The sequence below is a fragment of the Actinomyces sp. oral taxon 175 str. F0384 genome (assembly GCF_000223355.1).
In the GTDB taxonomy this organism is placed as follows: Bacteria; Actinomycetota; Actinomycetes; order Actinomycetales; family Actinomycetaceae; genus Actinomyces; species Actinomyces oris.
This window is the reverse complement of record NZ_AFUR01000001.1, coordinates 1,140,323-1,160,152: the sequence shown is the minus strand read 5'-3', so window position 1 is coordinate 1,160,152 and position 19,830 is coordinate 1,140,323. Positions and strand designations below refer to the sequence as shown.

At 67.9% G+C, this 19,830-nt stretch carries 21 protein-coding genes; 5 read left to right on the top strand and 16 right to left on the bottom strand.

Annotated elements, in window-relative coordinates:
• Positions 1-18: 18 nt before the first annotated feature.
• The 16 genes from lgt to HMPREF9058_RS04800 all read right to left on the bottom strand — a co-directional run bounded on the left by lgt (position 19) and on the right by HMPREF9058_RS04800 (position 15,945).
• The gene (lgt, locus tag HMPREF9058_RS04875; protein ID WP_050798014.1) at positions 19-1,035 is read right to left on the bottom strand and encodes a prolipoprotein diacylglyceryl transferase; all 1,017 of its coding nucleotides are present in this window, start codon (positions 1,033-1,035) and stop codon (positions 19-21) included.
• A 45-nt stretch (positions 1,036-1,080) separates the two neighbouring features.
• A complete protein-coding gene (locus HMPREF9058_RS04870; protein WP_009406010.1) occupies positions 1,081-1,905 on the bottom strand; it encodes an indole-3-glycerol-phosphate synthase in 825 nt (274 codons plus the stop codon).
• Between the two features lie 115 nt (positions 1,906-2,020).
• Positions 2,021-2,383, bottom strand: coding sequence for a phosphoribosyl-AMP cyclohydrolase (hisI, locus tag HMPREF9058_RS04865; RefSeq protein ID WP_040321136.1), 363 nt, complete (start codon positions 2,381-2,383; stop codon positions 2,021-2,023).
• A 27-nt stretch (positions 2,384-2,410) separates the two neighbouring features.
• Positions 2,411-2,800 (bottom strand): DUF2752 domain-containing protein, encoded by a 390-nt coding sequence (locus HMPREF9058_RS04860; protein WP_009405562.1) that lies wholly within the window; start codon positions 2,798-2,800, stop codon positions 2,411-2,413.
• Between the two features lie 98 nt (positions 2,801-2,898).
• The gene (locus HMPREF9058_RS04855) at positions 2,899-3,489 is read right to left on the bottom strand and encodes a DUF4190 domain-containing protein (protein WP_254654062.1); all 591 of its coding nucleotides are present in this window, start codon (positions 3,487-3,489) and stop codon (positions 2,899-2,901) included.
• Positions 3,490-3,681: 192 nt separating this feature from the next.
• Entirely contained in the window at positions 3,682-4,017 is a 336-nt protein-coding gene (locus HMPREF9058_RS04850; protein WP_043537644.1) for a DUF4190 domain-containing protein, read from the bottom strand.
• A 222-nt stretch (positions 4,018-4,239) separates the two neighbouring features.
• Positions 4,240-5,010 carry an imidazole glycerol phosphate synthase subunit HisF gene (hisF, locus tag HMPREF9058_RS04845; protein ID WP_004564972.1) on the bottom strand — a complete coding sequence of 257 codons (771 nt, stop codon included), beginning with the start codon at positions 5,008-5,010 and terminating at the stop codon, positions 4,240-4,242.
• A complete protein-coding gene (locus tag HMPREF9058_RS04840; protein WP_254654061.1) occupies positions 5,007-6,203 on the bottom strand; it encodes a hypothetical protein in 1,197 nt (398 codons plus the stop codon). Before HMPREF9058_RS04840 ends, hisF begins: the two co-directional genes overlap by 4 nt.
• Before the next feature lie 305 nt (positions 6,204-6,508).
• A complete protein-coding gene (gene pafA / locus HMPREF9058_RS04835) occupies positions 6,509-7,948 on the bottom strand; it encodes a Pup--protein ligase (RefSeq protein ID WP_139018938.1) in 1,440 nt (479 codons plus the stop codon).
• 2 nt (positions 7,949-7,950) lie between these two features.
• On the bottom strand, positions 7,951-8,163 hold the full coding sequence (locus tag HMPREF9058_RS04830; RefSeq protein WP_009747604.1) for a ubiquitin-like protein Pup: 213 nt from the start codon (positions 8,161-8,163) through the stop codon (positions 7,951-7,953).
• A 59-nt stretch (positions 8,164-8,222) separates the two neighbouring features.
• Entirely contained in the window at positions 8,223-9,902 is a 1,680-nt protein-coding gene (locus HMPREF9058_RS04825; protein ID WP_009406390.1) for a proteasome accessory factor PafA2 family protein, read from the bottom strand.
• The gene (gene arc, locus HMPREF9058_RS04820; protein ID WP_009405851.1) at positions 9,899-11,620 is read right to left on the bottom strand and encodes a proteasome ATPase; all 1,722 of its coding nucleotides are present in this window, start codon (positions 11,618-11,620) and stop codon (positions 9,899-9,901) included. The genes HMPREF9058_RS04825 and arc overlap by 4 nt, the downstream gene beginning before the upstream one ends.
• Positions 11,613-12,704, bottom strand: a complete 1,092-nt coding sequence (locus tag HMPREF9058_RS04815) for a tRNA (adenine-N1)-methyltransferase (RefSeq protein ID WP_043537642.1) — start codon at positions 12,702-12,704, stop codon at positions 11,613-11,615. Before HMPREF9058_RS04815 ends, arc begins: the two co-directional genes overlap by 8 nt.
• A gap of 29 nt (positions 12,705-12,733) precedes the next feature.
• A complete protein-coding gene (locus HMPREF9058_RS04810) occupies positions 12,734-13,528 on the bottom strand; it encodes a family 1 encapsulin nanocompartment shell protein (RefSeq protein ID WP_009747457.1) in 795 nt (264 codons plus the stop codon).
• Positions 13,525-14,664, bottom strand: a complete 1,140-nt coding sequence (locus tag HMPREF9058_RS04805; RefSeq protein WP_043537799.1) for a Dyp-type peroxidase — start codon at positions 14,662-14,664, stop codon at positions 13,525-13,527. Before HMPREF9058_RS04805 ends, HMPREF9058_RS04810 begins: the two co-directional genes overlap by 4 nt.
• Before the next feature lie 159 nt (positions 14,665-14,823).
• A complete protein-coding gene (locus HMPREF9058_RS04800; protein ID WP_009747516.1) occupies positions 14,824-15,945 on the bottom strand; it encodes a CBS domain-containing protein in 1,122 nt (373 codons plus the stop codon).
• Here HMPREF9058_RS04800 and HMPREF9058_RS13590 point away from each other — a divergent pair.
• The 5 genes from HMPREF9058_RS13590 to HMPREF9058_RS04780 all read left to right on the top strand — a co-directional run bounded on the left by HMPREF9058_RS13590 (position 15,944) and on the right by HMPREF9058_RS04780 (position 19,807).
• Positions 15,944-16,090 carry a hypothetical protein gene (locus HMPREF9058_RS13590; RefSeq protein WP_175284657.1) on the top strand — a complete coding sequence of 49 codons (147 nt, stop codon included), beginning with the start codon at positions 15,944-15,946 and terminating at the stop codon, positions 16,088-16,090. The genes HMPREF9058_RS04800 and HMPREF9058_RS13590 overlap by 2 nt on opposite strands.
• A gap of 10 nt (positions 16,091-16,100) precedes the next feature.
• Positions 16,101-17,030 carry a PD-(D/E)XK nuclease family protein gene (locus tag HMPREF9058_RS04795; RefSeq protein ID WP_254654060.1) on the top strand — a complete coding sequence of 310 codons (930 nt, stop codon included), beginning with the start codon at positions 16,101-16,103 and terminating at the stop codon, positions 17,028-17,030.
• A gap of 386 nt (positions 17,031-17,416) precedes the next feature.
• Positions 17,417-18,502, top strand: coding sequence for a YeeE/YedE family protein (locus HMPREF9058_RS04790; RefSeq protein WP_009747545.1), 1,086 nt, complete (start codon positions 17,417-17,419; stop codon positions 18,500-18,502).
• 79 nt (positions 18,503-18,581) lie between these two features.
• Entirely contained in the window at positions 18,582-18,803 is a 222-nt protein-coding gene (locus tag HMPREF9058_RS04785) for a sulfurtransferase TusA family protein (protein WP_009405948.1), read from the top strand.
• A gap of 23 nt (positions 18,804-18,826) precedes the next feature.
• Entirely contained in the window at positions 18,827-19,807 is a 981-nt protein-coding gene (locus tag HMPREF9058_RS04780; protein WP_009747453.1) for an aldo/keto reductase, read from the top strand.
• Positions 19,808-19,830 lie beyond the last annotated feature (23 nt).

Sequence of the window (19,830 nt, the reverse complement as noted above, 5' to 3'; positions counted from 1 at the left end):
GGGTCCCCGATTCGGTCGCTACGAACTCGCCTGGTCTGAGCGAACCGACTCCGCGCCAGCGGGTTCTGCGGCTGAGGCGTCCTCATCAGTCGAGTCATGCTCGGCGGCGGTTTCCTCGGCGGAGTCGTCCTCATCGGCCGCTGATCCGTCCTTCCTCGCCCTGTGCCCCGGCCTATCGATGGCGTCGCTCAAGGGGCGCCGTGAGGAGAGGACCAGTCCAATGGCCCCGACGAGGAAGATGACGATGGAGGTCCACACGTTCAGTCGCAGGCCGAGGACCGTCTCGGCCTCGTCGATGCGCAGCATCTCAATCCACACCCGGCCTGCGGTGTAGACCATGAGGTAGATCCACAGCAGCCTGCCGCCCGTGACCCCGCTGCGGGCGACCATCCTTCTGCCGATCCACACCAGGAGGACCGCTCCGGCCAGGTTCCACAGGGCCTCATAGAGGAAGGTCGGATGAAACAGGGTGCCGGGCGGGTAGGTGGAGCCCGCCGGCAGATGGGCGTCGTCGATCCGCAGTCCCCAGGGCAGCGTCGTCGGGGCGCCGTAGAGCTCCTGGTTGAACCAGTTCCCCAGGCGACCGATCGCCTGAGCGACCAGCAGCGTCGGGGCGACGGCGTCGGCCAGCGGAGCCACCCGCAGGCCGCGATGGCGCAGAAGAAGCACCCCGGCCAGGACCCCGCCGGCGATACCTCCCCAGATTCCCAGGCCCCCCTGCCAGGTCTGTGGGATACGGGCCAGGTCGCCGTTGGGGCCGAAGTAGTCGTCGGGCGAGGTGACCACGTGGTAGAGACGAGCTCCCACGATTCCAGCCGGCACGGCCACGATGGCGACGTCGAGGACCAGCTCCGGTCGGCCTCCCCGGGCCCGGTAGCGCCGGTCCGACCACCACACGGCCACGAAGACTCCGGTGAGGATGCACAACGCATAGGCCCGCACCGGGATGGGGCCGAGGTACCACACGGCCGAGGAAGGGCTCGGTATGCCCGCTCTCAGCGCGGCCGTGAACGGCATCGCCGACAACGTTGGCATCGCGGGCATCGTTGACATCATGGCGGAAAGGGTGGCGACAGGCACTCAGAGAACCTCTCGGTGGGCGGAGGGGATCAGTGCCGGGTGGGCGCCGGCGGCGACCAGCTCGGCAACGAACTGCTGGGGGTCGGTGGAGCGGATGATGGCCTCACCGACGAGGACGACATCGGCCCCGCAGCGCGCGAAGCTCATGACATCGTGCGGACCTCTGACTCCTCCGGCCGCGATCCGTACGACCTGCGTCGGCAGAACGTCAGTGACCTGATCGAACAGGCTGCAGTCGACGGCCAGGGTGTCGGGATCGCGGGTGTCGATGGCCACGATGCAGGCCCCCGCATCGACCGCGGTCAGCGCCTCACGGCGGGTACGGACCTCAACGACGGCGCCCATCCCCAGGGAGTGGACCCTCTCGATGAGTCCCTCGAGCACCAGGGTCTCGAGGCGGGCATCGAGCATGAGCAGATCGGCGCCGTGAGCCCGGGCCTCGTGCACCTGGTAGGGCGTGACCACCAGGTCGTTGGCGAGGACGGGAAGATCCACTGAGGCCCTGACGGCGTCCAGGTCCTTGAGGGAGCCTCGCGTAGCGCTCGGCCCGGTGACCACTGAGACGCAGGCGGCGCCGCCGGCGGCGTAGAAGCAGGCCAGCATCCCCGGATCCCCGACGCCGCTGAGATCCGCGAACGTGGCTGTGGAGCGCTTCACCTCGGCGATCACGGTGACCGCCCGGTCATCGGTGCGCAGGCTGGACAGGGCGCTGATAGCACCGGGAACCAGGCGGGAGGCCTCTTTGAGGCGGGCCAGGGGAACCAGCGAAGCGCGGCGGTCGGCGGCCGCCTTGGCCTCTGCCACCATCGCCTCGAACGAGGTCATCGCGCACCTCCCCGATCTCACTTGCCGGCGCTCCGGAGGGGCGCCTGTTCGTATCCATCGTGACGGCCCGAGGCCGTCTGTTGCAAATCGCCAAACCGTACTGGCCGCGGAGCGGTCAGCTGGGTCGCTCTCCCACGTGCGCTCCCAGATCACCGCCGGCCAGGAAGCAGGTGCGCTCACCGGTGTGGCAGGCGGCTCCAACCTGATCGACCTCGATCAGGAGGGCGTCGCCGTCGCAGTCCAGATGAACGGACTTGACGTACTGCGCGTGTCCGGACGTATCACCCTTGCGCCAGTACTCACGCCGCGACCGCGACCAGAAGGTCACTCGTCCCTCTTCCAGGGTGCGCCGAAGCGCCTCGTCGTCCATCCACCCCACCATGAGGACCTCACGTGAGTCGTGCTGCTGGACGACGGCGCAGACCAGGCCGTCCGCGTTGCGCTTCAGGCGCGCAGAGATCTGGGAATCGAGAGTCACAACCGCATTATGCACGCCGGGTGCTGCTCAGCCCGGAGGGCCGAGCAGAGGGCCGAAGTAGACCCACATGCCTGGCAGGTTGCGCACCACCGCGAAAACGGCCAGCGCCACCCCGAGAAGGATGCCCTCCCTACCGGTGACGAGCGGCCGCCGCCGGCCTCGGAGCCATGCGAGCAACCAGCGCGCCACCAGCACCATGACCACCACCTCCAGGACGAGCGCGAAGGGGTTGTAACCCATGGCTGCCCACAGGTTGCCGTGCATGAGTTCCCGGGTCGCCCGGGTGCCTCCGCACAGTGGGCACCACAGCCCGGTGGTGCGGTGAAGCGGGCAGAGGTCGGGAAGCCCCGGAGAATTGCGAGGCAGAGTCAGTGCGCGCAGCACGATGAGGCCACCGGGAAGGGAGGGCAGAACCATCAGAAGGCCCAGTCCGATCCGCCTTCCGTGTCCCGCGCGTCCACCGGGACGCTCGTGCTTCGTCGACGCAGTCACGCAACAGTTTTCAGGCATACAGTTCATTGAGACAACATCACTATAAAAAACAGCATAAGGTAGCAAGCGCCGATGACAGCGCCAATGGCGCCTGTCACCACTCCGGCTATCGACAGCCCCTTGTTCGAGGCACGCCCCTCATTGGCGGCGCGCATTCCCAGGACTCCGACGACGATCGCCGATATGCCCAAGATCAGGCCGAAAGACAAGCAGTTCGCAACGATACTCGCAATACCGAGCCCGAGCGCCCACCCACCGAGGGCGTTCGCCTCATGTCGACGCGGATCGTAAGGCGCCCCCCAGTACACGCCCTGACCATATGGTGGATACGGGCCATAAGAAGGCGGCGGATAGGGATACTGCTGGCTGTAGGGCTGCCCATAGGCCTGGCTGTACGGCTGCTGGCCATCCCCCGGATAAGGAACCATCTGGCCTCCCTGCGCTGCCGGGAAGCGGGGTGACTGATCGCCAAGAGCGTCCGCGCTGTAGTAACCATTCTGGGTCGACGACACGGCCGACGCAGACTGGGAGACACCATCGAAGTCGGTCGGATAAGGGGTACCAGCAACTCCTTGATGATAAGGATCCGCCGGATAAGGATTCAAATCGCTCATTATTCCTTCCCTGGTGTGAAGCGCAGCACTGAGTCTACACGAGCACTCGAATCACACCCTGGGAACAACCTCATCTCAACGGGGAGAACACCCCATCGGCCCGGATGGACATGCTCCCACAACCCTTCGCCCCGCAGCGCAGACAACTGGCAAAGCCCCTGCGCGGCGGAGCGAAGGCGGGAGGTGAGGACCTTAGGACTCGAACCCACTCATGAGCCGCTCATTCAGACCAGTAGCATAGGAAACGATCAGCAGCACGATGGAGAGGACTCCCAAGGCGATACCCGCAATGGACATGCCCTTGTTGGTGGCACGCCCTTCATTCGCCGCCTGCATCCCCAGAAAACCCACAACGATAGCGGGAATGCCGGTGAAGATACTGCAGCACAGGAAGCCAGCCACACCCAGACCAAGAGCCCAGTTCCCCAACGAGTTCTTCTCATCAGGACGAGGACCGAATCCACCAGGGACATATCCTCCGGGTTGCTGATTATACTGACCGTTGGGGTACGGGCTCATGTTGCTCATGGCATCTCTCTGCGTAAATAAGGATCGACGATGTTCATGCTGACAGCATGTTGCTGAAGCATAACAGCCATCACTCGGCGCGCAAATCAAGCAGCCTCACAACACCACCCCGCCGAACCCTCATTCTACTGAACAGATAAATGAGAGCGACACTTAACCCAATAAGCTCCGCGGGAATGCCGGCAACTCCCGCGAGAATGTTTCAGGAGCAGAAAATACTCGTCAACGCACCGGGTGGCCCGCGTCTCGCAGAGCATTCTTGGCCTCAGGGATGGTCGTCACTCCGTAGTGGAACACTGAGGCTGCCAGAACGCCGTCAGCACCATGGTCGGCTGCCGTGACGAAGTCTTGTGGGCGTCCAGCGCCGCCGGAGGCGATGAGTGGCACCTGGACCTGTCGACGAACAGCGTCGATCAACTCGGTGTCGAATCCTTGAGTGACCCCGTCGGCATCCATGGAGTTCAGGAGAATCTCTCCGGCACCGAGCTTGACTCCTCTCACCGCCCAGGCGACGGCATCGATGCCGGTGGAGGTCCGTCCTCCGTGCGTGGTGACCTCGAAGCCGGAGGCCGTCGAGACGCCGGAGGGGCACCGGCGCGCATCCACGGACAGGACGAGTACCTGATTGCCGAAGCGCCGCGCCACCTCCGTCAACAGCGAGGGGGCTTCGATGGCCGCGGTGTTGATACTGACTTTGTCCGCCCCCGCCTTCAGCAGCAGGTCCACGTCATCGAGTGAACGCACTCCCCCACCGACTGTCAGAGGCACGAAGATCTGCTCGGCAGTTTGGCAGACCACGTCCAACATGGTGGAACGCCCCTCGTGGGAGGCCGAGATATCGAGGAAGGTGATCTCATCGGCCCCCTGAGCGCAGTAGCGGGAGGCCAGCTCCACGGGGTCTCCGGCGTCCTTGAGGCCCTGGAAGTTGACACCTTTGACGACCCGACCGTCCTTGACGTCCAGGCAGGGAATGATGCGGATGGCAACGCTCATGAATGCTCCTTGGATGTTGGGCCGGCGGAGGAGCCGGGAATGGCGCTCGACTCACTGCCCGCACGACCCCCGGACGCTCCGGAAGGCTGAGCAGGGTCCTTGGCCAGGACGTCGATCACCACGACGACTGGTTCCTTCCCCTGCGCCTGCTCAGCGGGCAGCGAGAGGACCACCCGGGAGCCGACCGTGATGTCAACCAGGTTCTGGGAGACTCCCACCAGCGCATTGCTCATGTCGAGCTGCTTGGGCGGCTCCTGGTGCCCGAAGGTCGATTTGTCGAGGGGTTGTCCCGACGTCCAGCTGACCATCGTGGTACGAGCAATAAGCCGGTCCTGGGAACCGATCTGGGGGCCGGTGCCCTTGATGAGAATCTCCGTGGAGGCTCGAGTCGGTGCAGGAAGTCCGGCACTGCTGACGGTGATAGAGCCGTCCGGTCCCTCAGTCACGGTGGGGGTGCCTTCCGCCGGCTGCTTCGCCTCCCCCGTTGCCGTAGTGGGCAGGAGGTCGACGACAGTGATCTTCGTCGTCCTGGAGCCGTCCTCCTCCTCAGTCGGTTCGCGAAGAACGACGCGAGCGCCTTCGCGCTGGCCGGAGACCGCCGCATTGATGTAGTCGCCCACGTCGGGGCCGAGCATGCCCTGCCAGAGCTTGTACCCCGCTTCGTTACCCGTCGTGTTGCGCCCGTTGAGACCGGAGAACTGTGAGACCTGCAGGATCACAGGCGTCCCCTCGGAGACAGCGCGCCCCTGCCCGATCTGGACGACGTCGGTCAGTACCGAGCCGGGAGCGGACAGAGAGGCGTCGCCGTTCAGCTCGATGGAGGGCGCCACCCCCGATCCGACCCGTCCGCTGACCGTCAGCAGCTGGCTGAGGGGGGCGTTGCCATCCAACACGGTCGACTGAGCCGCTGTGCTGGCGCCCGTTCCGTTCCTTCCGGAGACGAACTTGTTGACAGCCAGCGGCACCAGGATCATGGCAAGGACGACGACACCGATCAGGCCGACCGCCAGGGGCCCCCGCGGCATACGCCCCAGCGGGCCACCCAGGGTCCGTGGACGCGGCGTCGGTTCCGGCTCCCGGGCCTCGGCGACCACCTCGTCCTGCCGGTGCCCGGTCCCATGTGGGAGATCGCGTCGATCGGCTCGTGCGGCCGGCATGTACTCGCTGCGCGGATCGTGGCTGCTGCCCGGCACGTGAGGCTGCAGCTGAGGCCGGGACTGCGGCTGTGGCTGCGGTTGCGACACGGTGCGAGGCGCTGGTGCGCCGGTTGCGGATCGGTCACTGGGGGAGGCAGTACCGACCGGGCGTGCCTGGACAGCAGGCTGGGCGGGTGCCGACAAGTCTCCGATCGCAGCCTCCCGCTGGGCCTGCTGAGCACGTTCGAGCGCACGGCGCTGACGCCGCGTCAGGGGCATGCCCGCTTCGGGATCCGGGGAGGGGGTAGTACTCATGTTGCGTCTTCCGTCTGCCACCTTATCAGTGCCGTGAGCCTCACCGTTCACACCCCGATGGGAGGATCGGTTGCCGAACGCCCCATGCTCTCCAGGAGTGCATCGATGCGCTCGTCCACGGCACAGAAGGGATCATTCAGGGTAACAGGTGAGCAGACGCCGTCGTCGAGTCGAACCCCCACCCAGTCGACACTCACATCGCGGCGCAGGTCCTCGGCCCGGGCGACGACCGCGCCCCGCAGACGCGCGCGCGTGGTCGCGGGCGGAGTGTCGACCGCCCGGCGGCAGGTCGCTTCGTCAACGAATCGACGCAGGAGCCCAGCGCCCTCCAGACGCTGCCGCAGTCCTCCGCCGGGAGAGACGTCGTGATAGGCCAGGGCCAAGCGACTCACCCGGGGATCGGTCAGATCGGTGTCGTGCCGCTGGCAGTAGCGGGTCAGCAGCCGGTGCTTGACCGCCCAGTCCAGCTCCTTGTGCACGAGCTCGGGCTGCTGCAGGCGCAGGGCCTGGAGCCCTCGTTCCCACAGGTCCAGTGCGGCTTCGTGGAAAGCAGTGACCTCGATGCCCTGCGCGACGTGGTCGCGCAGACGCCCGAGGTGCTCGGCCTGCATCTCCAACGGCGTGATGGTGCGCCCGTCCGACCGTTCCAGGAGCACCCCTCCACTCATGTCGTGGCAGGTATCGCGGATGGCCCTCATGGGGTCGGCCAGGGCCAGGTCACCGAGCTCTCCCCCGTGCTCCAGGTAGTCCAGGAGCAGGTCCATGGCCGCCACCTTGAGCAGGGTGGAGCCCTGAGCGATGTTGGAGTCCCCGACGATGACGTGCATGCGCCGGTAGCGCTCGGCATCGGCATGCGGTTCGTCCCGGGTGTTAATGAGCGGCCTGGCGCGGGTCGTGGCTGAGGAGACGGCGTCCCACATCTGGTCGGCCCGCTGGGAGAAGACGTAGCCCCTCAGCCCGTCGGCGGCGCGCCGAGTGTCCCCGTCCGCGGCGATGTGGCCGGCGCCGACGAGGATCTGCCGGGTCACCAGATGGGGTACGAGAGTGCGCGCGTCGTTCCAGAAGTCTCCACGACGGCGCACGAGGTAGTTCTCGTGGCACCCGAAGCCGTTGCCCTCGGCATCACGGTTGTTCTTCAGCAGGTGGATCCGCCCGGGAACACCCGTTGCGGCCAGACGCGCATTGGCCTGCTCGGCCAGATCGGCCATGACGAGCTCACCGGCGCGGTCTTGAGCAAGCACGTCCTCCAGGCGATCGCACTCGGCGGTGGCGAACTCGGGGTGGGAGCCCACGTCCAGGTAGAGGCGAGCGCCCCCGCGAGTGAAGACGTTCGAGGAGCGCGAGCGCTGGACCACGGGATCGAAGAGCTCACGGGCGGCGTGGTCGGCGTCCATGGGAGGAGGGCCGTCGGTGGTGGGGGCGCAGGTGATGCCGTACTCGGTCTCCACCCCGATGATGCGCCGCGCCAAGGGCCGTGAGCCGCTCATGCTCACTGGCCGCCCTTCTGGACGAAGCCCTGGACGAAGGCCGCGGCGTTGGTCTCGATGACCGAGTCGATCTCATCGAGGATGCTGTCGACGTCACTGGTCTGCCCGGCCGACGACGTCCCGGTACTGATCTGCTGCTCAGTGTCCGCTGAGGTGGTCTCGACGCCGTCGCGACGGACCTGTCCATGGGACTGACTGGCGTGCTGCGGCGTCATGCGTTGCTCCTTCACTCGTCCTGCTCAGCGGTGCACTGCTGGTGAGCGCACTGTGAGGCTCAGTGTCTCTCAGGTGCCGCCCGGCGACCAATTTCCTCCAGGATGGTCGCCGTCTCATCGGGGCCGACGACCACGTCGTCGGGCAGGCGCAGACGTGCCAGGGCGGGGGTGCCCGGCACGTCGAGGAGGAGGCAGGTCCAGGAGGCCCCCACGATCTGCCGGTGACGGCGGATGGCGGTTCCCCGGACGGCGGCGCGCGTGCCCTCGGGAGGCGTGTCGGCCGCACGCTGGATCTCCGCGTCAGCGACCAGCCGATGGATTCTGCCGGCGGCGTCGAGCTTATCGACGACGGATCGTCCCGGTCGTAGGTCGGCCCACTGGATGTCGAGAGCGGCCAGGCGGGGATCGTCCCAGCCGGTTCCCGACCTGCGGCGCAGTCCCTCACAGAGCTCGTACTTGGCGACCCACTCCACCATTTGGGCGGCCGGCCCGGATCCGTCGTGGCGCCACTGCTCCAGGGCGTCGAGGACCTGCCTCCACAGGGCCAGGGCGCGGTGGGCCTGAGCGTCCTCCACACGGGTGACGGCAGGGCTGACGGCGTCGAGGATGGCGCGCTGAACCTCCAGGGCGGTCATGGCCCCGGCCTGGGTTCGCAGCTCGTGTGACAGGGAGGGGTCGTGGGAGAGCGCCCAGTGCTCCTCCACGGGGTCGCCGATGATGGCCAGGTCCTTGAGCCTGGCCAGAGCCTCCTTGAACCGGCCGGAGCCCTCGGTGTACGCCTGCTCCAGGAACCACAGAAGCAGGTCGGTGGTGGCGACCTTGAGGTAGATGGGAACGTCGAAGCGGTTGGCGTCACCGTTGATGACGTGAAGCCTGCGCCAGCGGGCATTGTCGGCGTGCGGTTCGTCGCGGGTGTTGATGATGGGGCGGTTGAACGTGGTCTGCAGGCCGATCTCGGACTCGACATAGTCGGCGCGCTGGCTGACCTGGAATCCGGGGTGCTCACTGCGCTGCCCGATCCCGACCCGGCCGGCACCGGCGATGACGGGCCTGGTGACGAGGAAGGGGGTCAGGACCGCGGCCAGCTCCTCGAAGGGCACATCGCGCCGCACGAGGTAGTTCTCGTGGGAGCCGTAGGCCGCACCCTTGCCATCCACGTTGTTCTTGTACAGGACGATCTCCGCCGGTGTCCCACCCCGATCGCCCTCGTCACCCAGGGCCGTCATGGCGCGCCGGGCGACCACCTCACCGGCGCGGTCCCAGATCAGGGCGTCGCGGGGTGTGAGGACCTCGGGTGAGGAGTACTCGGGGTGGGCGTGGTCGACGTAGAAGCGGGCGCCGTTGACCAGGACCGCAGTGGTGGCCCGGGGCAGCGCCGCCTCGGCGGCACTGGGGCGAGCGCGCGACCCCCAGGGGGCCGGTGGAGGGTCTGCCGTCTCCCCCGCATCGGCCGACGGTGCATCGCCCGAGGGCGCTGGGCGAGCAGGGTCGTCGGTGAGCTGGCTGGGGTGGGCGGCGGAGCGCCGGAGCCTGCCGCCCCGCAGGTCGGCCAGGGGATCCTCGCCCTCGTAGTCCCACCGCACGGTGGGCACGCCGGCGCCGGCGCAGTAGGCCTCCACCACGCGGGTGGACAGGACCACGGGGTTGGCGTAGGCGTCGCCCGGGCGCAGGACCCCGAACTCGGTCTCCAGACCGACGGGTCGCGTCACCGGACCGGGCTGAAAGCCGACATCGTTCATGTGCTCTCCTTGCCGAGTCTGCGCACGCTGAGGATCTGCGAGGTGCGGGTGCCGATGAGCCGGGCCCACCCCTCGGGGGTGGTCGCGCCGGTGATCTCCTCGTTCTGCCGCGCCTCGGTCTCGACGGCCGAGCGGAGCCTGGCTGCACTCAGCCCGCCCACTCCCCCGGCGAGCTCGTCCTTGATGGAGGCGGTCTTGGCGCGCGAGACGATGGCGGCCAGCATGGCGCCGCTGGTCAGGTCGGCCAGGTGAAGGACGCGGGTGGAGGCGCCACTGACCGTATGGGTCTCGGTGATCTCCAGGACGGCGGTGGCCTCGTTGCGGGCGTAGAGGGCCTCAACGACGACTCGGCGCAAGGAGGCGGCGGTGGCCTCGCGGTCTCCCCCGTGGGCGGCGAGCTCGGCCGGATCCAGGGGGAGGTTCGCGGTGAGGTGCCGGGCGAGGATCTCCTGGGCAGCGGCCGCATCGGGCCGGTTGATGCGGATCTTCACGTCCAGGCGCCCGGGACGCAGGATAGCGGGATCGATCATGTCCTCGCGATTGGAGGCCCCGATGATGACGACGTTGCGCAGGGACTCCACGCCGTCGATCTCCGCCAGGACCTGGGGCACGATCATGGTCTCGACGTCGGAGGACACGCCGGTGCCACGGGTGCGGAAGAGGGCCTCCATCTCATCGAAGAAGATGACCACCGGCCGGTCCTCGGCGGCGGCCTTGCGGGCCTGGTCGAAGATGGCGCGAATCTGGCGCTCGGTCTCGCCGACGAACTTGCTCAGAAGCTCAGGACCCTTGATGTTGAGGAACGCGGGCGGGCGTCCCGTGATGCCCGAGGCGCTGGGCGAATCAGCCAGCGAGGTGGCCACGGCCTTGGCGATGAGGGTCTTGCCGCAGCCGGGCGGGCCGTAGAGCAGCAGTCCCTTGGGGGCGCGCAGACCGTAGGCGTGGAACAGCTCGGGGTGGGTGAAGGGCAGCTCGAGGGCATCGCGGATCTGCTCGATCTGCGGTCCCAGGCCACCGATGTCCGCCCAGGAGACATCGGGTGTCTCGGCCACGACCAGCTGCTCGACGCTGGTGCGCTCGATGAGAGCCGTGGCGACGTCGGCGCGCAGGTCGGCGGCCAGGGTGTCACCGGGCTTGATCCCCTCACCGGTCCCGGCGATGCGGCCAAGAGCCGAGGACAGGGTGAGGATCCGGGTGCCTCCTGCGCCGGTGGTCACCAGGACCCGGGCGTCATCGAGCCTCTCCTCGAGGGTGACGGCCTCACCGGTGCGGGGCTCGGGGAGGGTGGCGACGACGAGCATCTGGTCGTTGACGGCCACGCGCCGCCCGACCTGCAGCTCGGTGTCATCGACGCCGGGGTGGACGTGCAGGAGCATTTGGCGGCCCGACAGGCTCACGGCGACTTCACGGGGCTGGGCTGCGTCGGCGGCATCGACGGCATCGACGGCATCGCCAGTGTCACCTGCGGCATCCCTCGTGCGGGGAAGGCCGGTGAGCAGTCCCAGCGTGACCGGGGGGTGAGTGACGGCGTCGAGCTGCTGGCCGAGCTCGGCGATGCGCTCGCGGGCGGTGCCCAGAGCGGCCACCAGGCGCTCGTTCTTGGCCGCCAGGCTGACGGCCCGGGCGCGGGCCTCACGCAGCTGGTGGCTGGTGAAGTCCGTGGCCGGCATCCCCAGTGGCTGGGGTGTGCCGGCGTCGGCGGCAGACGTCTCAGACATGGTTGGCGCCGTCCTGGCTGTCGTCCGCGCTCCCGCTGAGAACGGGTGTGGCGTCGGAGGGCTGCTTGGCCCGGCAGTCTCGCAGAACGCGGCGGACCTTCTTGTCCGTGCTGGTGCGCTCCTTGACGTCGTCGGGCAGCCAGTAGCCGCCCTCGTCGTAGGCGCCGCGGGCGGGCGGGCGCTTGCGGGTCAAGGGCCGGGAGCCTGCGGCCAGGCGACGAGCGGTCAGCAGGAAGCCGGTGTGCGCCACCATGCGGTGGTCGGGGCGCACGGCAAGCCCGTCGACGTTCCAGGTGCGCACCATGGACTCCCAGGACTCCGGCTCGGTGAACAAGCCGCTGTGACGCAGGGCCTCCACGGTGCGGGAGAGCTGAGTGACGGTGGCCACGTAGGCCAGGAATAGCCCGCCCGGGGCCAGGGCTTGGGAAGCGGCCTCGACGTTCTCCCAGGGGGCGAGCATGTCCAGGACCACCCGGTCGATGCTGCCGGGTTCCACCTGGGCGGCGACGACGTCGGCGAAGTCCCCGGTGCGCAGCTCCCAGGCGGGATGGTGGCGGCCGAACCAGGCGTCGACGTTGGAGGCGGCGATCTGGGCGAAGTCCTCACGGCGCTCGATGGACAGCAGGTGGCCGCCCTCTCCGATGGCGGAGAGCAGGTTCATGGTCAGTGCGCCGGAGCCGACGCCGGCCTCCAGGACGCGGGCGCCGGGGAAGATGTCCCCCATGGCGATGACCTGTCCGGAGTCCTTGGGGTAGACCACCTGGGCGCCGCGGGGCATGGACAGGACGTAGTCGGCCAGGAGCGGGCGCAGCAGGAGCAGCTCGTGGCCGGTGTCGGTCTCGATGACGCTGCCCTCGTCCATGCCAACAACGTCTCGGTGGTGGAAGGAGCCGCGCACGGACTGGAAGTAGCCGTGGGGGTCGAGCAGGAAGGTGTTCTTGCGGCCCTTGGTGTCGGTGACCTGGATGCGATCGCCGTAGCGGAAGGAGCCCCGGCGACCGGCCTGCCCCAGGTTCTCCTGGGGGGCGGGGCGTGGGGAGGACTCCGTGGGTGAGTTCACCGGGTGCTCAGTCTGCTCGCTCATCAGGGCGAGTGTAGGACCGGTGTGCGACCTCAGTGCGTCATCACGACACTCGCCTCGGAGGTGTACGGGAGGAAAGTGAGCGTCTCTTGGAGATAGAGCTCAATCGACTCGGCATCATGTGAGAGATATCCGATGGAGAGGTCCTGGCCGAGGTGCAGCTCGTAGTCGCCGCCCCGCGTGCTCAGCAGGACAGCGCCCTGAATGGCGGGAGCCCACAGGACCTCACCCTCCAGGAGACGATCGATGTGCTTGCGGATGGGATAGCCGTCATCAGTGGTCTCTGCGACGGCGGTCCACAGCTCGGCGGAGAGCAGGAGGGCGTAGGGGCCTTCGACTCCGGCGAGGCGGAGCTCCTTGAGGGCAGCGGCAACGGCGTCAGGAAGATCCTTCGGCTGCGGGAGCGATACGGCAGGGTTGGAGCTTGAGGGAACCAGTCCCTCGATGCCTGCGCTCGCCAGTCCGTCGAAGACAATGCCGTCCTCGGCCCTGGCGATCTGAGCAACGGCGTCCTTCACAGGCTGCCAGTCGGAGTCCTGGGCTCCGCGGTCGACGGCGTCGACGGCCTCGCGGCTGACCCGGAAGGGAACCCTCAGCTCGACGATCTGGCGGACCTGACGCTGGTGGGCCTGGACGCCTTCGAAGGGGGTGTCCACACATACCTGGTGACCGGTGCGTACTGCCGCGAGATCCTCTCCGTCGGGTCCAACGACGTCGACGACGCGTCGTCCAGCGATCCAGCGGATGAAGGTGCGCCGCGCCTCTTGGTCGATCTCACCCCAGGCAGCTTCGGAGATGGGGGCCAGCTGTCGATGCAGATTGTTCATACTTGGCCTTTCAGGTTTCCGATCCCGAGGGATCCGTCGGACGGCGCGGCAGTGGAACCCGCACCATTGCTGTGGTCATCTGGTGTCTGGTCACGCGGCGCCTCAGAAGATGCGTTGAACCCTAGGTCCTTGGCGGCGCTCAGCTCAGTGGCGGGCTGGGTCGGGTCCTGCGGTCCCGCCTCAGGTCGGACAGAAGGCTTCGCGTACTGGTCGGCGTCGTCGAGGAAGGCGGCCGGCGGAGCGAAGAAGAGACATCCTGTCAGAGGCGTGGAGAAGTCGAGGATGCGGTCGTAGTTGCCCTCTGGCTCCCCCAGGAACATACGCCGGAGCATGAGCTCAGTGACGCGTGGGTCTGCGGCGTAGCTCATGAAGAACGTGCCCTGCTCCCCGGAGGCCTCGCCGAAGGCGAGATTGTCCCGCACGATCTGGAGCTCGTTGCCGTCGGCGTCCTCAATGGTGTTCATGGTGACGTGGCTGTTGGTGGGCTGCTCATCATCGGGGAGCTGGGTGTCATCGAGCTTGGTGCGACCGATGACGTGTTCCTGCTCCTCGACACTCAATGAGTCCCAAGCGGTGAGATTGTGGACGTACTTCTGCTCAATGATGTAGCTGCCGCCAACCCACGCGCCCTCGTTGATGAGCGCCGCGGCGACGGCCGCCTGCCCCCGCGGACTCTCAGTACCGTCGACGAAGCCCAGAGGGTCCCGATTATCGAGGTAGCGGAAGGCGTGAACCTCATCGTAGGTACTGACCGCAGGGCCCAGTCGGCGCATGATCTGGCGCGCCAGCTCGAAGCACATGTCGAGAGTCGAGGCGCGCAGGTGGAAGAACAGGTCTCCCGGCGTCGAGGGGGCACTGTGCCTTCCTCCCTGAAGTGCCTCAAAATCGTGCAGGTACTCGGGACGAGGTACGTCGAAGAGACGACCCCACATGCCTGCCCCAATACCGACGACGCAGCTGAGCATCGTCTCGGGGTAACGGAAACCCACAGCCCGGGTCAGCCCGGACACAGCGGTCAGCAGATCGATGACCGCGGACTCGCCCCCGCTCCGTACTGTTACCGTCAGGAAGATCGATGCCTTGGCCGGCGCAGCCAGAATCTCTTGAGAGAGGTCCTGAGGGTTGACGTCGCTCATGGTTTCACCTTCAAAGATGACGCTGATTCCGATGCCCGGAGGCATTTCGTCCTCTGTGAAGGTTAGCATCCTCAGTGCAGTCGGAGCCGGTGGGCATCATGTTCCGGTGACCTGGTCGGGCGGCTTGGTCGTCGAGGTCACCTCAGTTACCGCTGCCTCTCAGCGCGCTCCGGTGGGGACCGCACCGGCCAGGCTCCCGGCCTCCACGAGCACCAGCCAGCGGGAGACCTCCCGGGCTCGTTTCATGGCGTCGGCGGCCTCCTGGCCGGTCAGGTCGGTGGTCACCGCCGCGGCCGGCAGCACCGTGCAGATCTGCCTGGCGCTCACCCCGAGCGTAGGGGTTGAGCTTGCTGCGTCCGACAGCCCGAGCTCCTTGAGGGCGGCCGCATCGATCGTGCCCACCAGCTCGGGCCCGTCAGTGACGAGGACGAGTGCGGCTCCTTGCGCCAGCGCTTCACGCACCTGGAACACAGGCGTGTCGGGTCCCACGACGTGCACGGGCCTGGCCAGCTCGCGCAGGTCCAGCTTCGAGGCGGCCCTGGCTCCTCCCCCGAGCTCGAGGACCTGCCAGCTGGAGGCCACGATCGACCAACCCACCATGAGAACCAGGATGAGGTTGAAGGCGTCGGGCTGGCGACCGTCAAGCACGAGTGGGCGCAGGATCCACCACCACACGACACCGCCGACCACCGCCAGCCCGCCCCAGCCGGCCACTTTGAGACCGAGTCTGCGGTTGCCGGTCACCTGGACCACGAGCGCGGCTAGGGCGTAGCCGCCGTCGAGGGGAAGACCCGGCAGGGCGTTGAAGATGGCCAGGGCCAGGTTGACCAGGGTCACGGCCCATATGGAGAAGGCGACGGGAACCGGCAGACTGACGGAGTTCTGTGCCCACATTCCGATGCCCCAGATGAGCAGGTTGGTGGCCGGTCCTGACAGGGAGGTGACCAGGTCCTTCCACGCGGTCCACTCGCGTGCGGGTCCGAAGGATGTTCGCCCGCCCCACAGGTAGAGCTCGTAACGGGTGGGTCGCCTGCCCATGAGAGTTCCGGACAGCCCGTGGGCCAGCTCGTGCAGGAGCACCGAGGCCGCAACGCCCAGGACCGTGGAGACCACCACCAGCAGCACCGTTGTGGTGCCGAAGCCACCCAGGGCCGAGGAGACCAGCGGGTACCAGCTGCCGGCGATGAGCAGGCCGAGCAGGAGAGAGGTCGGCGAGATGACGACGGGGGCGCCGCCGACGCGGGCGATCACCCACTCGCCGGTCGATGTGGAGGCAGGCATGGGCGCGAGCCTAACGCCGTCGGCAGCCGGGAGCCGCATCCACTCGGCGGCCACAGCCGCGGATGTCTCTCCCCACGGACGCGGCCTGTGGAGGAAGGCCGCTCCCTCCGGCCAGATCCGACGCCGCGTCACCTCCTCGCGGTAGCGTCGTCCCCATGTCCCACGAGCCGCTCACCGCATCCAGCTCATCACCTCAGACCGGCGTCAGGCCCACCGGTCCGGGTGCCAGTGGCCGTCCGGCAGCGGGCGCGGGCGGCGGACGCCGCGCAGCCCTGTCCCCCTCTCGGGCCAAGGACTTCATGCAGTGCCCGCTCATGTTCCGTCTGCGCACGGTCGACCGCCTTCCCGAGCCCGGTTCGCTGGCGACGCACAAGGGCACCGTGGTCCACGGCGTGCTGGAGCGCCTCTACGATCTTCCGGCCTCGGAACGCCTACCACAGGCGGCCCTCGAGCTCCTGCCCGGCCAGTGGGCATCCCACCGTGAGAAGAACCCGGAGGTCATGGACCTGTTCGAGGACGCCGACCACGTGGAGACCTGGCTGGAGGAGGCCCGCAGACTCATTCGCACCTACTTCACCCTGGAGAACCCCCAGCGCCTGGAGCCGGCCGAGCGCGAGCTCTTCGTCCAGACTGAGACCGGCGACGGCCTGCTCCTACGAGGCTTCGTGGACCGTCTGGACGTGGCACCCGACGGCGCCATGAGAGTGGTCGACTACAAGACCGGGCGCAGCCCCGGCACGCGTTTCATGGAGGAGGCGCTGTTCCAGATGCGCTTCTACGCGCTGGTGCTGTGGCGCCTGCGCGGGCGGGCGCCGGCCCGTCTCCAGCTGGTCTATCTCAAGGACGGGCGGGTCCTGACTCACGATCCTCGCCTGGCCGAGCTGGAACGCACCGAGACGCGTCTGGCGCACCTGTGGGACGAGGTCGAGGACTGCGCTCGCAACGGCTCCTTCCACCCCCGCCGCTCCCGGCTGTGCGACTGGTGCGCCTTCCAGGCCCAGTGCCCGCTCTTCGGCGGCACCACGCCGCAGGTGCCCGATGACGGGATCGCCCGCCTCCTGACCGCACGCCGCACCGCTGCCTGATCTCGGCCATTGTTCAGGAATTGCCACGGCCAGAGGCCGTCGGTTACAGTCCATGACGGCTGACAACCGTCGCCACGCACTTCCCAGATCCCCATGGAGAAGCACATGAACGTCCTCCAGGCCCACGCAGCCCGCACCGCCTCGCGCGGAGCCGGCATGTGTATGCGCTGCCTGGTTCGGGCGTTCTGAGGCGGTCTCAGACAGATCGTTCTCCTCGGCTCCCGGCGCCCCTGAGACGGCGCCCCATCAGCCGCGTCCAGCCAGGCCTCCACCTCACTCCCCCACCGGATGACGTGGCCTGTCTCTGTCTTTCCACCTGTGCTGCGTCACCGGTCCCCACGCAGGCTGCTTGCACCTGACAGCAGCAGCCGGACAAGGACCGCACCGTGCCGTCACCCACCATCCTCACTGGGCTCATCGTTGGAGCCGTCCTCGGTTTCATCCTCCAACGGGGCCGTTTCTGCATCACCGGCGCCTTCCGGGACCTGTGGGTCTCCCGCTCCTGGCGCTGGTTCACAGCCTTCCTGCTGGCCATCGCCGTTCAGGCGGTCGGAGTCGCCGTCCTGACCTCAGCAGGCTCCATCACCCCTGAGATCCCCAAGCTGTCGGTGGTTGCCACCGTTGTCGGTTCCTTCCTGTTCGGAGTCGGGATCGTCCTGGCCGGCGGCTGCGCCACCGGGACCTACTACCGCGCCGGCGAGGGCCTGGTCGGTTCCTGGTTCGCGCTCGTGGCCTATGCCACCACGGCGGCCGCGTCGAAGACGGGACTCCTGTCGGGGGTGACGAGCTGGGTCAAAGGACTGTGGGTCACCGACCTGACCACCATCCCGGCCACCATCGGTCTGCCGAGCTGGGGCGGCGTCGTCATCCTGGCCGGCGTCACCGGGCTCGTTGTGCACCGCTTCATCGTTCTGGAGCGCAGCCGTCCCGCTCAAATCCAGCTGCCTGCCCAGCGCACGGGCCTGGCTCACCTGCTGCTGGAGAAGCAGTGGAACCCTCTGGCCACCGGATTCCTCGTGGGCGTCGTCGCCGTCATCGCCTGGCCCACATCCTGGGCCTCGGGGCGCCCGGACGGGCTGGGGATCACGACGCCGTCGTCGAACCTGGTGAACCTCATCGTCACCGGGGACGTCAAGCGACTTGACTGGGGTGTGCTCCTGGTCCTGGGCATCCTGCTCGGCTCCTACCTCGCTGCCAAGGCCTCCGGCGAGTTCCGCGTCCGCGTGCCCAGCGCCCAGGTCATCCAGCGCTCCATCGCCGGCGGTGTCCTCATGGGGATCGGCGCCGCCTGGGCCGGTGGCTGCTCCATCGGCAACGCCCTGGTGCAGACCTCGCTCCTGTCCTGGCAGGGCTGGATCGCACTGGTCTTCCAGGTGCTGGGGGTCGGGGTGGCCGCCTGGTTCCTCCTCATCCGGCCCCGGCAGCGTCGTCGCGCCGAGCGGGCGGCCTCGCGCGTGCCCGCCACCGTCTGACGCCTCGCCAGCACCCCGCGACCATCTCGCTTCCACAACCGACCCCGCACCCTCATCACATCGCTTCAAGGAGTCACTCATGCGCACTGTTCTGGAGACCACCGGTCAGGTCTGCCCCTTCCCCGTCATCGAGGCCGAAGAGGCCATAGAGGAGCTCAGCGTCGGCGACGAGCTCGTCATCGGCTTCGACTGCACCCAGGGGACTCAGACACTGCCGGCTTGGGCCGCCGACAACGGCTACACCGTCACCGAGTTCGAGCGCACCGGCGACGCGGCCTGGACCATCACCGTACGCAAGTAGGTCGAGCCGCTACGGTTAGGCCTATGGAGCACAGGAGACTCGGCCGGACCGGCCTGCGTGTGTCCTCCGTGGGCCTGGGCACGATGACCTGGGGCCGGGACACCGATGAGCTCGAGGCCAAGGAACAGCTCGACATCTTCCTCGATGCCGGGGGCACGCTCGTGGACACCGCCGCCTCCTACGGCGAGGGCGTCAGCGAGGAGGTGATCGGCATGCTCCTGCGCGAGCACGTGGATCGCCAGGACCTCGTCCTGGTCTCCAAGGCCGGTGTGCGCACCTGGCGAACCGGGGAGCGGTCCTCGGTGGCTGACGCCTCCCGCGGCTCGCTGCTGGACACGCTCGACACCAGCCTGGCCCGCCTGGGCACCGATCACCTGGACCTCCTGCTGGTCCAGGTGCCCGATTCCAGCACCTCCCTGGAGGAGACGGCCCACGCACTGAGCCTGGCCGTCTCCTCCGGGCGCACCCGGTACGTGGGCATCGCCAACCACCCCGCCTGGGCTTCGGTGCGCATACATGATCTGCTCAGCGAGTGCGGCCGGGGCCCGGGACTGGCGGCAGTCGAGGTGGAGCACTCGCTGCTCTCCCGAGGTATCGAGCGCGAGCTGCGGCCCGCCTCGCAGGCCCTGGGCTTCGGCATCCTGGGCTACGCCCCCCTGGGTCGGGGCGTGCTCACCGGCAAGTACCGGGCGACGATTCCACCGGACTCACGGGCCGCCTCCCCTCACCTGCGCTCCTACGTGTCCCCCTACCTGGGAGACGCACACCGGGGTGTGGTTGAGGCCGTGGCCACTGCCGCCTCGGGCCTGGACCGTAAGCCGGCCGAGGTCGCGCTCGCCTGGGCCCGCGATGCCCCCGGGATCGCCTCAACCATTGTGGGTGCCCGCACTCCGGCTCAGCTCCAGGGCGTGCTGTCGGCCGACGACCTGGAGCTTCCGGTCCAGATCCGACACGCCTTGGACGAGGTCACCTCCGTTCAGCTCGGCTACCCCGAGCGCTTCTAAGACTCCCGGCGCTGCTGTGAAGC

Bases quoted from the DNA above. Each gene is read 5' to 3' on its own strand.
- lgt (WP_050798014.1), bottom strand. From the start codon at position 1,035: ATGCCAACGTTGTCGGCGATGCCGTTCACGGCCGCGCTGAGAGCGGGC.
- HMPREF9058_RS04870 (WP_009406010.1), bottom strand. From the start codon at position 1,905: ATGACCTCGTTCGAGGCGATGGTGGCAGAGGCCAAGGCGGCCGCCGAC.
- HMPREF9058_RS04860 (WP_009405562.1), bottom strand. From the start codon at position 2,800: ATGGTTCTGCCCTCCCTTCCCGGTGGCCTCATCGTGCTGCGCGCACTG.
- HMPREF9058_RS04855 (WP_254654062.1), bottom strand. From the start codon at position 3,489: ATGAGCGATTTGAATCCTTATCCGGCGGATCCTTATCATCAAGGAGTT.
- HMPREF9058_RS04850 (WP_043537644.1), bottom strand. From the start codon at position 4,017: ATGAGCAACATGAGCCCGTACCCCAACGGTCAGTATAATCAGCAACCC.
- hisF (WP_004564972.1), bottom strand. From the start codon at position 5,010: ATGAGCGTTGCCATCCGCATCATTCCCTGCCTGGACGTCAAGGACGGT.
- pafA (WP_139018938.1), bottom strand. From the start codon at position 7,948: ATGAGCGGCTCACGGCCCTTGGCGCGGCGCATCATCGGGGTGGAGACC.
- HMPREF9058_RS04830 (WP_009747604.1), bottom strand. From the start codon at position 8,163: ATGACGCCGCAGCACGCCAGTCAGTCCCATGGACAGGTCCGTCGCGAC.
- HMPREF9058_RS04825 (WP_009406390.1), bottom strand. From the start codon at position 9,902: ATGAACGATGTCGGCTTTCAGCCCGGTCCGGTGACGCGACCCGTCGGT.
- arc (WP_009405851.1), bottom strand. From the start codon at position 11,620: ATGTCTGAGACGTCTGCCGCCGACGCCGGCACACCCCAGCCACTGGGG.
- HMPREF9058_RS04815 (WP_043537642.1), bottom strand. From the start codon at position 12,704: ATGAGCGAGCAGACTGAGCACCCGGTGAACTCACCCACGGAGTCCTCC.
- HMPREF9058_RS04810 (WP_009747457.1), bottom strand. From the start codon at position 13,528: ATGAACAATCTGCATCGACAGCTGGCCCCCATCTCCGAAGCTGCCTGG.
- HMPREF9058_RS04805 (WP_043537799.1), bottom strand. From the start codon at position 14,664: ATGAGCGACGTCAACCCTCAGGACCTCTCTCAAGAGATTCTGGCTGCG.
- HMPREF9058_RS13590 (WP_175284657.1), top strand. From the start codon at position 15,944: ATGGGCGCGAGCCTAACGCCGTCGGCAGCCGGGAGCCGCATCCACTCG.
- HMPREF9058_RS04800 (WP_009747516.1), bottom strand. From the start codon at position 15,945: ATGCCTGCCTCCACATCGACCGGCGAGTGGGTGATCGCCCGCGTCGGC.
- HMPREF9058_RS04795 (WP_254654060.1), top strand. From the start codon at position 16,101: ATGTCCCACGAGCCGCTCACCGCATCCAGCTCATCACCTCAGACCGGC.
- HMPREF9058_RS04785 (WP_009405948.1), top strand. From the start codon at position 18,582: ATGCGCACTGTTCTGGAGACCACCGGTCAGGTCTGCCCCTTCCCCGTC.
- HMPREF9058_RS04780 (WP_009747453.1), top strand. From the start codon at position 18,827: ATGGAGCACAGGAGACTCGGCCGGACCGGCCTGCGTGTGTCCTCCGTG.